Source organism: Acetobacter syzygii, assembly GCF_000964225.1.
GTDB classification, from domain to species: Bacteria; Pseudomonadota; Alphaproteobacteria; order Acetobacterales; family Acetobacteraceae; genus Acetobacter; species Acetobacter syzygii.
Map to the genome: position 1 here is coordinate 106,866 of NZ_BAMZ01000021.1, position 15,074 is coordinate 121,939.

Here is a 15,074-nt window from a genome sequence, read left to right on the forward strand (position 1 = left end):
ATATCGGCGCTGGCTGGTAGGTACCACACAGAATGTAATGAACAATTCCAGAAGAAACGAGAGTTGCGTTGAGCCTGCTTGTCATCTCCAACCTTAGCCTGCGTATGGCTGGCCGTGTTCTGCTGGACCAGGCAAACCTTTCCATTGACCCCGGCCGCAAGGTGGGGCTGGTCGGGCGCAACGGTGCGGGCAAGTCCACCCTGCTGGCCGCCATTGCGGGAGATATTGCCCCCGATGGGGGGGAAATCCGCCTTTCTTCCCGCGCACGTATGGCCCGCGTCAAACAGGAAGCCCCGGCAGATGGGGCTAACCTGCTCCAGACCGTGCTGGCGGGGGATACGGAACGCACAGCCCTTCTGGCAGAAGCCGAGCAGGCCACAGACCCCATGCGTCTGGGCGAAATACACGAACGGCTGCGCGCCATTGGGGCCGATAGCGCCCCCGCGCGCGCAGGGGCCGTGCTGGCAGGGCTGGGCTTTAGTGCGGAAGCGCAGCTCCGCCCCGTATCAGATTTTTCTGGCGGGTGGCGTATGCGCGTCTCGCTCGCCACAGCCCTGTTTTTGGAACCAGACCTGCTACTGCTTGATGAACCAACCAACCACCTGGACCTTGAGGCAACACTTTGGCTGGAAGACTGGCTACGCCGATTCGCGGGAGCCGCTCTGATTGTCAGCCATGACCGTGGCCTGCTCGACTCCTGCGTGGATGCCATTGCCCACCTTGAACGCGGCAAGCTGAGCCTGACCCCCGGTGGCTATGAAAATTTTGTCCGAATCCGTACCGAGCAGGCCTTGCAACAAACCCGGCAGGCAGAAAAAATTGCTGCGCGCCGGGCGCATATGCAATCTTTTGTGGATCGTTTTCGGGCCAAGGCCACCAAGGCCAAGCAGGCACAGGCCCGCCTGAAAGCGCTGGAAAAACTCCCCGTAATCGATGCTGTGGTAGAAGACACGGCGGCACATTTTGCCTTCCCCGAACCCGATCAGCTTCCGCCACCCATCCTCACGGTCAACCGCGCCAGCGTGGGGTATGACGGCAAGCCCGTGCTCAGCAACCTCTCCTTCCGGCTGGATATGGAAAGCCGCATTGCCCTGCTTGGGGCCAACGGTAACGGCAAATCCACACTGGCCAAACTCATTGCCGGTCGGCTTTGTGCGCAATCGGGCGATGTGGAACGCAACCCGCGGCTCAAGGTCGGATATTTTGCCCAGCATCAGGCGGAAGAACTCCACCTAGACCAAACTCCGATCGACCATATGGCCCGTGCGCTGCCCAAAGCGACACCCCCCATTGTGCGGGCACAGCTCGCACGGTTTGGACTGGATGCCGATAGAGCGGAAACAGCGGTAAAAGACCTGTCCGGGGGGGAAAAAGCCCGCCTTCTGTTAGCCCTTGCCACGCGCGATGCCCCCCAACTGCTTATTCTGGACGAACCAACCAACCATCTGGACCTGGATGCGCGAGATGCCTTGATCCGTGCGCTGGCCGATTTTGAAGGTGCAGTTGTGCTGATCAGCCATGACCCACATCTGGTGGAACTGGTGGCCGACCGACTATGGCTGGTAGCAGATGGGCAGGTCACCCCGTTTGAAGGGGATATGGGCGAATACCGCACATGGCTGCTTGAACGTAACCGGGCCGCCAACCGCCCCAAGCAGGATAATACTGCCCAGCAAAGCCGCAAGGATGAACGGCGGGACCGGGCAGAAGCCCGCAAGGCGCTGGCCCCCTTGCGCAAAATTATCAAGGATGCGGAGGCCAGACTGGCCAAACTGGCCGCCGAACGCACAAAACTGGAAGCCTTACTTGCAGACCCCAGCCTGTATGCGGATGGCAACGCCGCAGAGGTCACACGGCTGAACACGCGCCTTGCAGCCATTGCCAAAGATGAGGCCGAAACCGAAGAGCGCTGGCTGGCAGCCGAAGCCGAAATGGAGGAAGCCGCAGCCAGCGACCCCTGACACCCGCCCTCAAGGGCGGGAAAACAGAGCCGCGCCCCTGCCCGTTGGCAGCACGGCAGCTTTAAACTGCAAACAGAGGTCAGGCAGACTGGGTGGCTTTTTGAGCGTCCCGCTCCTCCACCCGGAGCGAGAGCAAAAAGAGCACCAGCCCAATAAGCGAGAGCGCCATACCAGCCCAGCCCGTGGACTCCAGCCCGAACCCCATGGCCAGAACCAGCCCGCCAAGCCAAGCCCCAATCGCATTGGCCAGATTGAAGGCGGCGTGGTTCATGGAAGCGGCAAGGGTCTGGGCATCTGCTGCCACGTCCATAAGGCGGACCTGCATGGCCGGACCAATGGCAATGCCACCACCAAGCATGAATACGGCCAGAGCCGTCAGCCATATGGTGTGGGCTACAAGAGCAAACAGGCCAAGTGCTGCGGCATTCCACAAAAAGGCAAGGATGGTGGCCCACTTCAGGTTTTTGTCCATCAGGTGGCCACCACCCCATGCGCCCACGCACATGCCCACACCCCATAGCGCCTGAAAAAGCGGCACACCCCAAAGCGGTACGTGGGTTACGTCCTGCAAGGTAACGGAAAAATAGGTGTACACGCAGAACATGCCGCCGCACCCAACCGCCACCGTGCCCATAACATACCAAACCTGCTTGCGGGAAAAAGCGCCAAGCTCGGACAAGGCCGAACGCGCCCGGTTTGGCGGGTCATACGGCACCCATGCCAGCACCATAAGGCAGCACACAGCCCCAATAAGGCCAATAAACAGGTAGGACAGCCGCCACCCAAAATAAGATCCGGCGTAGGTAGCAAACGGAGCCCCGACCACATTGGCAATGGTCAGGCCGGAAAAAACCCGCCCAACGGCGCGCCCACGGTACCCCCGGTCCACCAGCCCTGCCGCCACCAGTGCAGCAACCCCCATAAAAGAGCCGTGCGGCAACCCGGTTATGAACCGTGCAAGGTCCAGCATTCCCAAGGAACCAGCCAGCGTGCCCAACGCATTGGTTGCGGCAAACCACGCCATAAGCATGACCAGCAACTGCCTGCGCGACAACTGGGCCGCCACGACCGACACCACAGGCGCACCCACCACCACACCCAGAGCATAGGCGGAAATAGCCTCCCCCGTGCGTGGAATAGTGGCATGCATACTGTCCGCCATTTGTGGCAGCAGCCCCATGGCAGCAAATTCCCCCGTGCCGATGGCAAAAGTTCCCACCGCCAGAGCAAAAATGGCCTTGGAGGCAGCCGCCAATCCACCATCGTTCGCGCCAGACATGCCCGTTCGCACTCCTCAAACTTTCAAAGAAATGTCTTCTCACATCCGTGCATGAATGGATAAGAATACAAAAAAAAATAATATGTTCGTCTGCCCACTGACTAACAAGCGGACAGCCGTTACACAGCCTTTCCCGATCCTGAAAGAGTTTTCTTCCATGCCATCTGACAGCAGCCCTCCACCTCCCTCCACGCCGCGCGCGGATTCTCCTGCTTTTGGCCCCGAACATATTGCCCGCATCCTGCGCCTCAGTTTGGGGGCCGTGTGCGTTAGCCTGATCATCTGGCTTCTGGGTGATGTGCTGATGGTTCTTTTTGCATCCGTCTTGTGCGCGGTCGTGCTGTATGGGCTGTCCAACATTCTGCGCCGCCACCTTGGGCTGTCCCACGCATGGGCGTTGTCCATTGTGGTGCTGGGTCTTTTATCCAGTGCGGCCCTGCTGGTCTGGAACAGTGGCCCCGCGATTGTCAGCGAAGCCATCCGTTTGCAAGAGGCCCTGCGCCAGCAGGAGGCCGCCCTGCGTGACACCCTGCAAGGCTCCCCCACCGGGCAGATGATCCTTAACTACCTCCCCGCCTCCCTTGGTGGGCACCATACGGGTGGGGATAGCGGTCTGGCCTCCCTTGGCTCGCGCATTGCCGGGTCCATGACCGGTATTCTGGGCTCGGCCTTCGGGGCCATTGGCACGCTGGTTGTGGTGCTTATTGCCGGGCTTTATTTTGCCATGTCCCCCGCGACCTACGCCAATGGCCTGCTGCGCCTTGTGCCGGAGGAGCGCCGTCCGATCATCCGCCAGCTGCTCCTGCGTGCAGGGCAGACCCTTTGGGCATGGGTTGCCGGTCAGTCGCTGGACATGCTGGTGGTCGGAACACTCTCTGGCATTGGATTATGGTTTATTGGTGTGCCCCTGGCCCTTGCGCTGGGTGTACTGGCTGGGATGTGTAATTTTATCCCGTATATTGGTGCGATCATGGGGGCCATACCCGCCCTGCTGCTTGCCCTGTCGCTTGGCACGCGCGAGACCATTATGGTGGCCGTTCTGTACAGTGTGATCCAGTTTTTTGAGGGTAACGTGCTGGCGCCGGTTATTCAGCGCCATGCCGTACAGATGCCCCCGGCCCTGACTGTTCTGTCCCAGACCCTGTTCGGGGCCATTCTGGGATTCCCGGGGTTGATTTTTGCCTCCCCCCTTACGGCGGTTTTGCTGGCAATGCTCGATTCCCTTACAAAACCCCTAGCCGAAACAGACCGGATATGAAACATTCGCGCACTTACCCGTGACAAGAATATATACTTCTTGTAAGAATTTGGTAATCCGTTTGGGTGATTAGAGGTCTGTCTATGCGTGTTCTTTTAATAGAAGATGATCAAACGGTCCGTAATTTTGTTGCCAAGGGCCTGTCCGAAGCGGGCCATCTGGTTGAACAGGCAGCAGACGGCAAGCAGGGTTTTACACTTGCCAGCCAGGACAAGTTTGACGTCATCATTCTCGACCGCATGTTGCCCGGCGGGGTAGAAGGCCTCCACCTGCTGGAAACCCTCCGCAGCGAAGGAAACCTGACCCCCGTTCTCCTGCTTTCCGCTCTGGCAGATGTGGATGAAAAAGTGGCAGGGCTCAAAGCAGGCGGGGATGATTACGTAAGCAAGCCTTTTTCCTTTTCAGAATTGCAGGCCCGTCTGGAAGCACTTGTGCGCCGCAACCGGAACGAGGCCCAGCCCCTGACCAAGCTTAGCGTTGGAGATCTGGAGATTGACCTCCTCTCCCGCTCGGTCCGGCGCGGTGGGCAGAAAATAGACCTCCAGCCCCGCGAATTCCGCCTGCTGGAATTTTTAATGCGCCATACCGGACAGGTCGTAACCCGCACCATGCTGCTCGAAGGCGTGTGGGACTACCATTTTGACCCACAGACCAACGTGATTGACGTCCATATTTCCCGCCTGAGACAAAAAATAGACAAGCCTTTTGACCATGCCCTTGTGCATACAATCCGTAATGCCGGATATATGCTGCAGGAATGAGCTGGTTAAGGCGATTTATGCCAACCCGGCTACCAGGGGTTCGCATACAATCCGTTAGCCTGCGTTTTGGCATTGTTTACAGCGTTCTGTTCATTATCTCCGCCATACTGTTTTTATCTTTTGTATGGTGGGGTACGATTGGTCTGCTGGACCAGCGCGTCCGCCACTCCATAGCGGTGGATGCCCACGCCATGTTAACGGAGTGGGCCCACGAGGGCGTTCCCGGGCTGGAAAATCTGATTAGCAACCGGCTGGCGCAGGACATTGACGATAACGCCATTTATTTGCTGAGCGCCCCGGATGGCAGACTGCTGGCGGGCAATCTGGCCCACTGGCCCGCACGGGTTGACCATGCCATGCACTGGCAGACACTGCCCGTCCTGCGCGATGGGCAGCTTAATCTGGCCCAGACCCGCGTGTGGATGCTGGATGGCAACTACCGCCTGCTGATCGGGCGGGACATAAGCGCCCGCACCCAGATCCAGCGTATGCTAACAGACGCCATGCTCTGGACATGCCTGATGGTTGGCCTGCTGGCCATAGGCGGCGGATGGGTCGTACGCACCCTGTTCCGGCAGATCATCCATTCCATTAACCGGACAACACTGGCCATTACACAGGGCGATATGTCCCGCCGTATTGCCGTATCCGGCACGGGGGACGAACTGGATGATGTGGCACTGACCATTAACCAGATGCTCGACCGGATCAGCCGGTTGATGGATGGGGTCAAGCAGGTTTCCAACTCCATTGCGCATGACCTGCGCACCCCCATCGCCCGCGCCCGCGCGGAACTGGAGGATGCCTCCCGCCACGCAACAAGCGAGCAGGCTCTCCGCGCCGCCATTGATCAGGCCGTCGTTAATCTGGATAACGTAACGGGCATTTGCGAAGCCCTTTTACGCATTGCCCAGATTGAGGCCGGAACCCGCCGCTCGGCCTTTGCCACGTTCGATCTGGCATCCACCTTGCGTGACATGGCCGAACTATACGAAGCCGTAGCAGAAGAACACGAACTCAAACTGCTGACAGACCTGCCCGAACACCTGCCTTTTATGGGGGATCAGGCCATGTTCCAGCAGGCTTTGGCGAATATTTTGGATAATGCCATCAAGTTTTCGCCTCCTCATGGCTCCATCAGCCTGAGTGCTCAAAAGCTCCCCCCCGCCATACCCAATGACCGGGAATGGGCATCGACCATCCGCATCAAGGTCATTGATTGCGGCATTGGCATGAACAGCGCTGATCTTGCCCGGGCATCCGAACGCTTTTTTCGGGCCGAGCGGGCGCGCAACACCCCCGGTTCCGGCCTTGGGCTGGCCCTTGTTCAGGCCATTGTGGAACTCCATGGCGGCACGCTGTACCTAACCCACAACACCCCCGGGCTTGTTGTGACTATTGATGTTCCTGCCCTCCACGTTTTATCTGATAAAACCTAAAATCTACGTAATATTACAATGATGACCTAAAACTATTAACGTTAATAGATCGTTTGAGACTCATAGTTTAGTTGAAATAACATGAGTTTACGTTTCTTAGTCATCCCATGAAGCTCAGCTTACCTCTTACTCTGCTCCTTGCGTTAGGTGGTGTTGTCACAGGTGGTTCCGTTACGCTTGCCAGTAACCAGCACCTTCCTGCGGCCCTGTCTTTTGGCTGGCATTTTTTTCCAACGTCCACAGCATCCCCTATTGTTGTAACATCCGACAGCCTCTCCTTCTGCCTTGAACTTGCCCATTTGATAGATTCTTATTCAGATGATGGCCCACTACCAACCGTTACCCACCTGAAAAAAGAGGGCATGGCCCTTTGCGAAAACGGACATGTCCGTATGGGGTTGGGCCGTTTGCGGCGGGCTTTATTGAATGCACAAGGAGCACCCTCTTGACCGTTCCTCGCTTTTTCCGGCCTGCGGGCCTGCTGGCCGTTGCCTCTGGCATGGCGCTACTGGCCCACACGGCTACAGCCAATGCCGAAAACAGTGCAGACAACCTGACCCGGCTGGAACTCCACGCCACAGGCACCGTGCAGGCTGCGCCCGACAAGCTGACAGCGCGCTTCAGGGCAGAAAGCCAGAACCAGAGTGCAGCATCTGCCCAGACCGGGGTGAACGCGCTGGTTAAAAAAGCTACGGATGACGCCGCAAAAAATGCGGATATTAAAGCCGCTGTACTGGAATATTCCGTGTACGAAAACCGGCCAGACAAAGCCAAACCTTACTGGACAGCCAGCCAGACTCTAAGCTTTTCTGCAACTGATGGCCAAAACCTTCTGCCATTGGCCGGGCAGCTACAGGCACAGGGCCTTATTCTGGAAGGACTGGACTGGTCACTCTCGGATGAAAAACGGCAAACCCTGTTTTTGGAAGCCGAGAAAAAAGCCATAACAGACTTAAAAAAGCAGGCAGATACACTGGCCACATCACTTGGCCTGCATGTTAGCCGGTTTGCACGGGTCAACGTATCGGACCAGGCGTACCCACACCCCATGCCTATGATGCTGCGTGCCGCAAGTGCTGCCAGCCAGAGCGATGTGGTGCATTACAATCCCTCCAGCACGGCAGAAAACCAGACTGTACGGGCTGACTTACGCGCAACTGTTGTTCTGGCACCCTGATCCACCGCACAAAACACAGTAGGACCACAACGCAGCATATAAAAAAAACCCGCCCGAAGAATTATCTCCGGGCGGGTTTTTTACGAACCAGTCCAAATGGAATGGGCTTAGCGTGGTGCCAGCACCATAATCATCTGGCGATTTTCCAGCCGAGGCATCTGCTCGACTTTTGCCAGTTCTTCAATTTCCACCCGAATCCGTTCCAGGACCTTGATCCCCAGTTCCTGATGCGCCATTTCACGCCCGCGGAAGCGGAGCGTAACCTTGACCTTATCCCCATCGGCAATAAAGCTTTTTACAGAGCGCATTTTGACCTGATAGTCATTTTCGTCGATATTCGGACGAACCTTGACTTCCTTGATCTCAATAACTTTCTGCTTCTTTTTGGCTTCGTTGCGCTTTTTCTGCTGTTCGTACTTGAACTTGCCGTAATCAAGGATTTTTACAACAGGCGGCTCAGCATTGGGGCTGATTTCCAGCAGGTCCAGCCCAACACCGTAGGCACGGGCCAGCGCATCACGCACGGACATAACGCCCGCCATTTCGCCTGTTTCATCAATCAGACGAACCTGCGGCACACGAATTTCTTCATTCACACGCGGCCCTTCTTTGCTGGGCGCCGCGGGGTAAGGGGATCTGACTATGGTCGGCTCCTGTTATTCATTTCAAAATACAAATAGGGGCACCGTCTGGCGGTGCGCCCATCTGCCAATAGTATGTGCGCAATTATCCGCCGTTTATCAAGCGGTCCATGCAATAAATCAGGGGCATTGCAGCATTGCCACAAAAACCCGGCCTGCTTCACGCCTTTTTGCGCAAATCGGGGGGTGTTGCCTCATCGCTCAAACGGGTCAGGGCTTCATCCAGTGTCAGCACTTCCTGCGCCTGCGAGCCAAGGCGGCGCATGGCCACCGTGCCTTCTTCTGCCTCGCGGCGGCCAACAACCAGAATAACTGGCACACGCGCCACACTATGCTCGCGCACCTTGGCGTTAATCTTGTCGTTCCGCACATCGGCCTCGGCGACCAGACCAGCATTGCGCAGGGCTGCGGCCACTTCCTGCGCATAGGGTGCGGCATCGCTCACAATAGATGCCACAACCACCTGCACAGGTGCCAGCCACAGCGGGAAGCGCCCGGCGTGCTGCTCGATCAGAATACCAAGGAACCGCTCAAAAGACCCCAGAATAGCCCGGTGCAGCATGACCGGACGGTGCTTGGCCGAGTCTTCCCCTACGTAGCTGGCATCCAGCCGTTCTGGCAGCACCAGATCCACCTGTAGGGTACCACACTGCCAGTCGCGCCCAATGGCATCGCGCAGCACAAACTCGAGCTTGGGACCATAAAATGCCCCCTCGCCCGGATTATGTTCATACTCCACACCCGCTACGGTGCAGGCTTCCTTAAGAGCCGCTTCTGCCTTGTCCCACACAGCTTCGCTCCCTGCGCGCTGTTCGGGGCGGTCTGCAAATTTGACGCGTACATGCTCAAACCCGAGGTCCTTGTACACTTCATGCAGCATCTGCACGAACTGCACGGTCTCGCTGGCAATCTGGTCCTCGGTGCAGAAAATATGCGCATCGTCCTGCGTAAAGCCACGCACACGCATAAGCCCATGCAACGCGCCCGATGGTTCGTACCGGTGGCAGGCCCCAAACTCGGCCATACGCAACGGCAGTTCGCGGTAGGAACGCAGGCCATGGCGGAATATCTGCACATGGCACGGGCAGTTCATGGGTTTGAGGGCAAGGGTTTTATCCTCATCCTCAACGGTCGCCACAAACATATGATGGCGATATTTATCCCAATGGCCCGATGCCTCCCACAGGCCACGGTCGACCAGCTGGGGGGTACGTACTTCCTGGTATCCATGCCGGGTCTGGGCACGGCGCATATAATCCTGCAAAACGGAGTACACACGCCAGCCTTTGGCATGCCAGAACACCTGCCCCACGGCCTCTTCCTGGAAATGGAACAGGCCCATTTCCCGCCCGATGCGGCGATGATCGCGCTTTTCCGCTTCTTCCAGTTGCAGCAGGTAAGCGTCCAGCTCCTTCTGGTCGCGCCATGCCGTACCGTACACGCGGGTCAGCATGGGGTTACGGTGGTCACCCCGCCAGTACGCACCAGCCACCTTCATCAGCTTAAAGGCGGTTCCTACGTCCTTGGTGGTACGCAGGTGCGGGCCACGGCACAGGTCCAGCCATTCGCCCTGACGGTAAATGGAAATATCTTCCGCTTCAGGCAGGTCACGGATCAGCTCGGCCTTGAACGATTCGCCACGGTCTTCAAAAAACCTGATCGCAACATCACGCGGCCAGACTTCGCGCACAAAAGGCTCGGCCCTTGCTACGATCTCCTTCATCTTGGCTTCGATCGCGGCAAAGTCTTCCGGGGTAAACGGCTCTGCCCGGAAAAAATCGTAATAAAACCCATGTTCAATGGACGGACCAATGGTGACCTGCGTGCCGGGAAAAAGCTCCTGCACGGCTTCTGCCAGCACATGGGCCGCATCATGGCGGATAAGTTCCAGCGATTCCGGGTCTTTTTTGGTAATAAACCGGACCTTGGCATCGGCCTTGATGGTCTGGCGGATGTCACTGAGCTGACCATCCACTTCCATGGCCAAAGCGGCCTTGGCAAGCCCGGCACCAATGGATTCCGCCACCGTAGTGCCCGTGACTGGCCCGTCAAAACTACGAACAGAACCGTCAGGCAGGGTGATAGCGGGCATGGGTGCAAGCTCCAAAAGGAAGGGAGAATAAAAACAAAAACTGTTAATGGCGCTACCAGAGCGCGGCTGCAACCCTCTGGACCGAAAGGAATGCAAGATCGCGCACCCAAAACACCTCCACCTGCCCCGGGCGGTACCCCAATGGAGCCGTACGCGAGGGCGTGCTTGCGTGCGAGAACAGAACAATGCACCGGCACCCCACCTCCGCCGCAAGGTGCATGGGTCCGGTATCATTCCCCACCGCACCCCATGCACGTGCGGCAAGCCCTGCCAGTTCGGGCAGGCTGGTCTGGCCGGTCAGGTCCAGTGCCTGCGGGCAATGTGCCTGCACCTGTACTGCCAGAGGTTGCTCGGCCGCGCTCCCCACGACAACAGGGGTAATCCCCCGCGCAAAAAGGCACGCCGCCAGCGCCCCGTAATGCCCGGCAGGCCAGCGCTTTTCAGGCCGATGCGGGGCGGCCCCCGGCACAAGCAGGGCATATGGCTGCGCCAAGCGGGGCCCCGCACCGGTCAACCATGACAGATCGGGTTTATCCACCAGAGGAACGCCCGCCATACGCAACTGGTCACGCTGGCGGGGGCGTGTGTGCATAATGTTGCGCCACGGGTTGGCATGGGGCAACCAGGCCACAGCCACATGCCCGGACCAGACCGGCCTGCCCGCCAGCCAGAAGTACCGTGCCGTACGCCCCGATGTTTGCAGGTCATAAACCCGGTCATACCCCACCAGTTTGCGGCGCAGGTCCCGCAATCCGGCAAGGTCGGTCCAGCGTGGGCGCTGATCTACCACAACCTCATCAAACCAAGGGGCAAGGCGGGCCAGCTCTACAAACGGGCGGGTAGTCAGCAGGGTTATCCGTGCTGTGGGGTGTGCACGCCTTATGGCCTCAAACGGGCCAAAACTCTGCACAAAATCACCGAGCGCACCCAGCCGTATAACCAGAATGCGCTGCGGATCAGCGTCTTGCATCTTGCTCATGGAGAATCGGGGTCGGCTGCCATAACGGCCAGATCCTGCCGGGCCAGATCGGCCTCGTGGCTATCTGGCGACAAATCAAGCACTTTCTGCCAATCCTGCTGGGCACCCGCCGCATCGCCCTTGCGTTCACGAATGATACCCCGCTCCAGCAGGGCATTGGCGTTTTCGGACGCACCTGCCAGTGCGTGGGTAATGTGCTGCATAGCCAGATCCAGCCGCCCCATTTTGCGCTCGGCCTCGGCCAGCAGCACATAGGCTTCGGTTGTTGCATTGGGGGAGCGGGCAACAAGTGCTGCAAGCTCCTGCTCCGCCAGATCTGCCCGGTTCTGCGCCAGAACGCTGCGGGCCCGGGCAATCTGCAATGCCTGATCGTTCGGCTGGGCCACAAGGCCAAAATCCGCACTGGTCTGCGCCTTGGCTGGCACACCGGCGGACAGCCATGCCTCGGCGGCCTCTTCCTCTATGGTGGCGCGCAATACGGGGGGCATGGCCTCCCCTTTTTGTGGAGGCTGGTGCGCCAGATCGTCCAGCTCGCGTGCGGCGGTATCCTCATCCCCGGCTTCGAGCAGGGCCAGAGCGTGGCAATGCCGTGCATCCCGCCCACCACCATTGTGCTGCCAGTCCAAGGCGTAATCCCGGGCACCGTAGGGGTCATCCCCTATCATGGCCATGCAGGTGGTTACGGACCAGACCTGTTTTTTTCCGCCCGCCGCCTGTTGCGTGCGGGCCTGCGCAACATCCTCCATGGAAGATGCTCCAGCCAGAACAACAGCACCAGCCAGAACACAGGGCAAAGACCGACGCGCGGAGAAAACTGCTTTCATACATCATCCATAGCAAACACGTGCCCGTCGTGGTCAAGCGTTGGTATATCCTGCTCAGAATATGGCACTTTTGCCCTCTTGCATGATAATAGGGGCAACATGGCCAGCTTTCTAACCTCTCCTGTCATTTTGCAAATTCTGCCTGCCCTGCAGCAAGGCGGGGTTGAACGAGGCACGCTGGAAATGGCGCAGGCCATTACGCAGGCCGGAGGTACAGCCCTTGTTGCCAGCAGCGGGGGCCGCCTTGTGCCGCTCCTGCGGAGTCTGGGAGCAGAGCATATTACACTCCCCGAATGTGGCAGCCGCAACCCGGCCCATGTATTGCGCAACACACGCATCCTGCGCCGCATACTCACCCAGCACAACGTGGCGCTGGTGCACGCCCGCTCCCGCATTCCCGCATGGATGGCCAGAATGGCGTGCAGGCGCACCCAGACTGCATTCGTAACCACATGGCACGGTGTTCATGCCAACACGGTGCCGGGCAAAAAACTGTATAATTCCGTGCTGGCCAGCGGCAATCGGGTTATTGCCATAAGCGAGCATATCGCCCGTATCCTCCGGCAGGATTACAACGTGCCCCCCCAACGCCTGCGGGTAATCCCTCGGGGGGCAGATATTACACAGTTCAGCCCTGATGCCGTGAGTGGCCAGCGGATGCACCAGTTGGCCGAGCAGTGGAATGTACCCGCAGGGTCTGCAATTATTCTCATGCCCGGCAGATTAAGTGCATGGAAAGGCCAATCCCTTGTTCTGCAGGCCCTTGCCCAACTGGAGGCCGGTCTGCCGGAACAGCCATGGCACTGCGTGTTCGCCGGATCGGACAAGGCGGATGGGCAGTATGTGCGCGAACTTACAGCACTTGCACACAGTCTGGGCCTGAGCGACAGAATCCGCTTTGCCGGACATTGCGAGGACATGCCCGCCGCCATGGCGCTGGCCACCATGGTACTGGTTCCCTCCCTCCGCCCCGAACCTTTTGGCCGGGTGGTGGTGGAGGCACAGGCCATGTGCCGCCCTGTTATTGTCTCCCACCATGGTGCTGCGGTGGAAACGGTAGACAATGGCGTGACCGGCCTGTCGGTCCCACCCAATAATGCTGCGGCACTGGCCGATGCCATGTTTGCCATACTCACAGCCCCAGCCGCGGCCCTTGCCACCATGGGCACCAACGCCCGGCTGGCCGTTATGGCCCATTACACGACCGAGGCCATGCAGCACGCAACACTGGGTGTGTATGATGAACTGCTGAACACCCAGCTGGCCCCGACCTTCCTCCACACCAAAAATGCGGCTGCCCCCTTTCAGGACCATGACCTTGCGGGGTAAGACAAACTCTTCCTTCCTCCACCCACAGGGCAGAGCATGAGTGCCGCTTCCACCCCCACGCAGCCCCTTTTTGCCCAGACGCCGCGCAAGCTCGCCTTTATGGCCGCCCCAACGCACGAAGCACGGATGGAGTTTGACCGGCTGGTCGCACAATACGGCAACTGCCACCCCGGAGAGGCCGAGATTATTGTCTGCCTGGGGGGGGATGGCTTTATGCTTGAAACCCTGCGTGTGGTTCTGGAGACCAACCTGAGTGCGCCTGTATATGGCATGAACTGCGGGTCCGTAGGTTTTCTGATGAACCCGATGGACGAGGAAGACCTGCCCAACCGGCTTTTGCACGCCCAGGCCGCAACATTGCACCCGCTCCGCATGACGGCCACCACGCTCCACAACGAAACACATGAAGCGCTGGCTCTGAACGATGTCTATTTGTTCCGCCAGACCCGTCAGGCTGCCAAATTACGCATAGATGTGGATGGTCTGGTACGCGTGCCCGAACTGATCTGCGATGGAGCATTGCTGGCAACACCAGCCGGTTCGACCGCTTACAATCTTTCCGCCCATGGGCCGATTGTCCCACTCTCAGGCAATTTGCTGCCCCTCACTCCCATATGCGCTTTCCGGCCACGCCGCTGGCGTGGAGCGCTCCTGCCATCCACCGCCCACGTTGGCTTTACGGTTATGGAATACGAAAAACGGCCCGTGGCTGCCGTGGCCGATTCGATAGAAGTGCGCGATGTGACATCCGTTCAGGTCCGGGAGGACCGGAGCCTGACTGTAACCCTGCTGTTTGATCCGGGGCAGACACTCTCCGAACGTATTGCCGAGGAGCAGTTTTCCGCATGACGCTGTGCATTTTTGCCCCGCATGGCCAGAATATCCCGTTTTATCCTTTCACCCTTCTGGGCTAGTCTGCACCGCAATGAAAAAAAAGCTCTCTCTTTCGTGCCGTCTTTCTGTGCTGTGTGCCACGGGAATACTGGGGGCAGGTGCGGCCCATGCCCAGATTGTCACCAATTCCAGAGCACTCGATAGTCTGGGCGGCGTAGCGCCACCGGCGCAGGAGGCAGCCCCCGCTCCACAGGAGCGGAACACACGCACCACGCACAAGGCAACGCCCCACGCCGTTGCAAAACCCCGCGTGCAACGCCCTACCCCCAAAGCCACCAAACCCGCGCCGAGCAGTGCTGCCACCACCAAACAGGTTGCACCAGCACCAGCACCAGCACCAGCACCAGCACCAGCAGTGCAGAACACGCAAAAGCCTGTGGTACCAGCCCACACAGCAACTCCTGCTCCTGCTCCTGCTCCTGCTCCTGCTCCTGCTCCTG

General features: G+C 58.8%; 13 protein-coding genes and 1 pseudogene. 9 read left to right on the forward strand and 5 right to left on the reverse strand.

What is annotated here, in order from left to right:
- Positions 1–68 precede the first annotated feature (68 nt).
- Positions 69–1,961, forward strand: a complete 1,893-nt coding sequence (locus Absy_RS08645) for an ABC-F family ATP-binding cassette domain-containing protein (RefSeq protein ID WP_048854335.1) — start codon at positions 69–71, stop codon at positions 1,959–1,961.
- 79 nt (positions 1,962–2,040) lie between these two features.
- Here the strand turns inward: Absy_RS08645 and Absy_RS08650 are convergent, their stop codons facing one another.
- Complete coding sequence (locus Absy_RS08650) at positions 2,041–3,240, reverse strand: MFS transporter (protein WP_048854336.1); 1,200 nt, start codon at positions 3,238–3,240, stop codon at positions 2,041–2,043.
- 157 nt (positions 3,241–3,397) lie between these two features.
- On the opposite strand from Absy_RS08650, the gene Absy_RS08655 reads away from it, so the two are divergent.
- The 5 genes from Absy_RS08655 to Absy_RS08675 all read left to right on the forward strand — a co-directional run bounded on the left by Absy_RS08655 (position 3,398) and on the right by Absy_RS08675 (position 7,875).
- Positions 3,398–4,498: an AI-2E family transporter gene (locus Absy_RS08655; protein WP_048854365.1), complete on the forward strand. Its 1,101-nt coding sequence runs from the start codon at positions 3,398–3,400 to the stop codon at positions 4,496–4,498.
- Between the two features lie 83 nt (positions 4,499–4,581).
- On the forward strand, positions 4,582–5,259 hold the full coding sequence (locus Absy_RS08660; RefSeq protein WP_048854337.1) for a winged helix-turn-helix domain-containing protein: 678 nt from the start codon (positions 4,582–4,584) through the stop codon (positions 5,257–5,259).
- 17 nt (positions 5,260–5,276) lie between these two features.
- Positions 5,277–6,698 carry a HAMP domain-containing sensor histidine kinase gene (locus Absy_RS08665; protein ID WP_245614784.1) on the forward strand — a complete coding sequence of 474 codons (1,422 nt, stop codon included), beginning with the start codon at positions 5,277–5,279 and terminating at the stop codon, positions 6,696–6,698.
- Between the two features lie 107 nt (positions 6,699–6,805).
- On the forward strand, positions 6,806–7,147 hold the full coding sequence (locus tag Absy_RS08670; RefSeq protein ID WP_048854339.1) for a hypothetical protein: 342 nt from the start codon (positions 6,806–6,808) through the stop codon (positions 7,145–7,147).
- The gene (locus Absy_RS08675; protein WP_146802599.1) at positions 7,144–7,875 is read left to right on the forward strand and encodes an SIMPL domain-containing protein; all 732 of its coding nucleotides are present in this window, start codon (positions 7,144–7,146) and stop codon (positions 7,873–7,875) included. The genes Absy_RS08670 and Absy_RS08675 overlap by 4 nt, the downstream gene beginning before the upstream one ends.
- A gap of 107 nt (positions 7,876–7,982) precedes the next feature.
- On the opposite strand, the gene infC is transcribed toward Absy_RS08675, so the two are convergent.
- From infC to Absy_RS08695, 4 genes are all read right to left on the reverse strand, one after another.
- Positions 7,983–8,519 (reverse strand): translation initiation factor IF-3, encoded by a 537-nt coding sequence (infC, locus tag Absy_RS08680; RefSeq protein ID WP_048854340.1) that lies wholly within the window; start codon positions 8,517–8,519, stop codon positions 7,983–7,985.
- Between the two features lie 157 nt (positions 8,520–8,676).
- Entirely contained in the window at positions 8,677–10,608 is a 1,932-nt protein-coding gene (gene thrS / locus Absy_RS08685; RefSeq protein WP_048854367.1) for a threonine--tRNA ligase, read from the reverse strand.
- Positions 10,609–10,660: 52 nt separating this feature from the next.
- Entirely contained in the window at positions 10,661–11,587 is a 927-nt protein-coding gene (locus Absy_RS08690; RefSeq protein WP_048854341.1) for a glycosyltransferase family 9 protein, read from the reverse strand.
- Positions 11,584–12,411 (reverse strand): tetratricopeptide repeat protein, encoded by an 828-nt coding sequence (locus tag Absy_RS08695; RefSeq protein ID WP_048854342.1) that lies wholly within the window; start codon positions 12,409–12,411, stop codon positions 11,584–11,586. Before Absy_RS08695 ends, Absy_RS08690 begins: the two co-directional genes overlap by 4 nt.
- A gap of 99 nt (positions 12,412–12,510) precedes the next feature.
- On the opposite strand from Absy_RS08695, the gene Absy_RS08700 reads away from it, so the two are divergent.
- The 3 genes and pseudogenes from Absy_RS08700 to Absy_RS12880 all read left to right on the forward strand — a co-directional run.
- Positions 12,511–13,740, forward strand: coding sequence for a glycosyltransferase family 4 protein (locus Absy_RS08700; protein ID WP_048854343.1), 1,230 nt, complete (start codon positions 12,511–12,513; stop codon positions 13,738–13,740).
- A 36-nt stretch (positions 13,741–13,776) separates the two neighbouring features.
- Positions 13,777–14,589: an NAD kinase gene (locus Absy_RS08705; RefSeq protein WP_048854344.1), complete on the forward strand. Its 813-nt coding sequence runs from the start codon at positions 13,777–13,779 to the stop codon at positions 14,587–14,589.
- Between the two features lie 76 nt (positions 14,590–14,665).
- Positions 14,666–15,074, forward strand: a pseudogene (locus tag Absy_RS12880) (hypothetical protein); the annotation flags it as partial.

Excerpts from the sequence above, each read along its gene's own strand:
- Absy_RS08660 (WP_048854337.1), top strand. The coding sequence starts at position 4,582 with ATGCGTGTTCTTTTAATAGAAGATGATCAAACGGTCCGTAATTTTGTT.
- Absy_RS08695 (WP_048854342.1), bottom strand. The coding sequence starts at position 12,411 with ATGAAAGCAGTTTTCTCCGCGCGTCGGTCTTTGCCCTGTGTTCTGGCT.
- Absy_RS08670 (WP_048854339.1), top strand. The coding sequence starts at position 6,806 with ATGAAGCTCAGCTTACCTCTTACTCTGCTCCTTGCGTTAGGTGGTGTT.
- Absy_RS08690 (WP_048854341.1), bottom strand. The coding sequence starts at position 11,587 with ATGAGCAAGATGCAAGACGCTGATCCGCAGCGCATTCTGGTTATACGG.
- Absy_RS08700 (WP_048854343.1), top strand. The coding sequence starts at position 12,511 with ATGGCCAGCTTTCTAACCTCTCCTGTCATTTTGCAAATTCTGCCTGCC.
- Absy_RS08650 (WP_048854336.1), bottom strand. The coding sequence starts at position 3,240 with ATGTCTGGCGCGAACGATGGTGGATTGGCGGCTGCCTCCAAGGCCATT.
- thrS (WP_048854367.1), bottom strand. The coding sequence starts at position 10,608 with ATGCCCGCTATCACCCTGCCTGACGGTTCTGTTCGTAGTTTTGACGGG.
- Absy_RS08705 (WP_048854344.1), top strand. The coding sequence starts at position 13,777 with ATGAGTGCCGCTTCCACCCCCACGCAGCCCCTTTTTGCCCAGACGCCG.
- Absy_RS08655 (WP_048854365.1), top strand. The coding sequence starts at position 3,398 with ATGCCATCTGACAGCAGCCCTCCACCTCCCTCCACGCCGCGCGCGGAT.
- Absy_RS08665 (WP_245614784.1), top strand. The coding sequence starts at position 5,277 with ATGCCAACCCGGCTACCAGGGGTTCGCATACAATCCGTTAGCCTGCGT.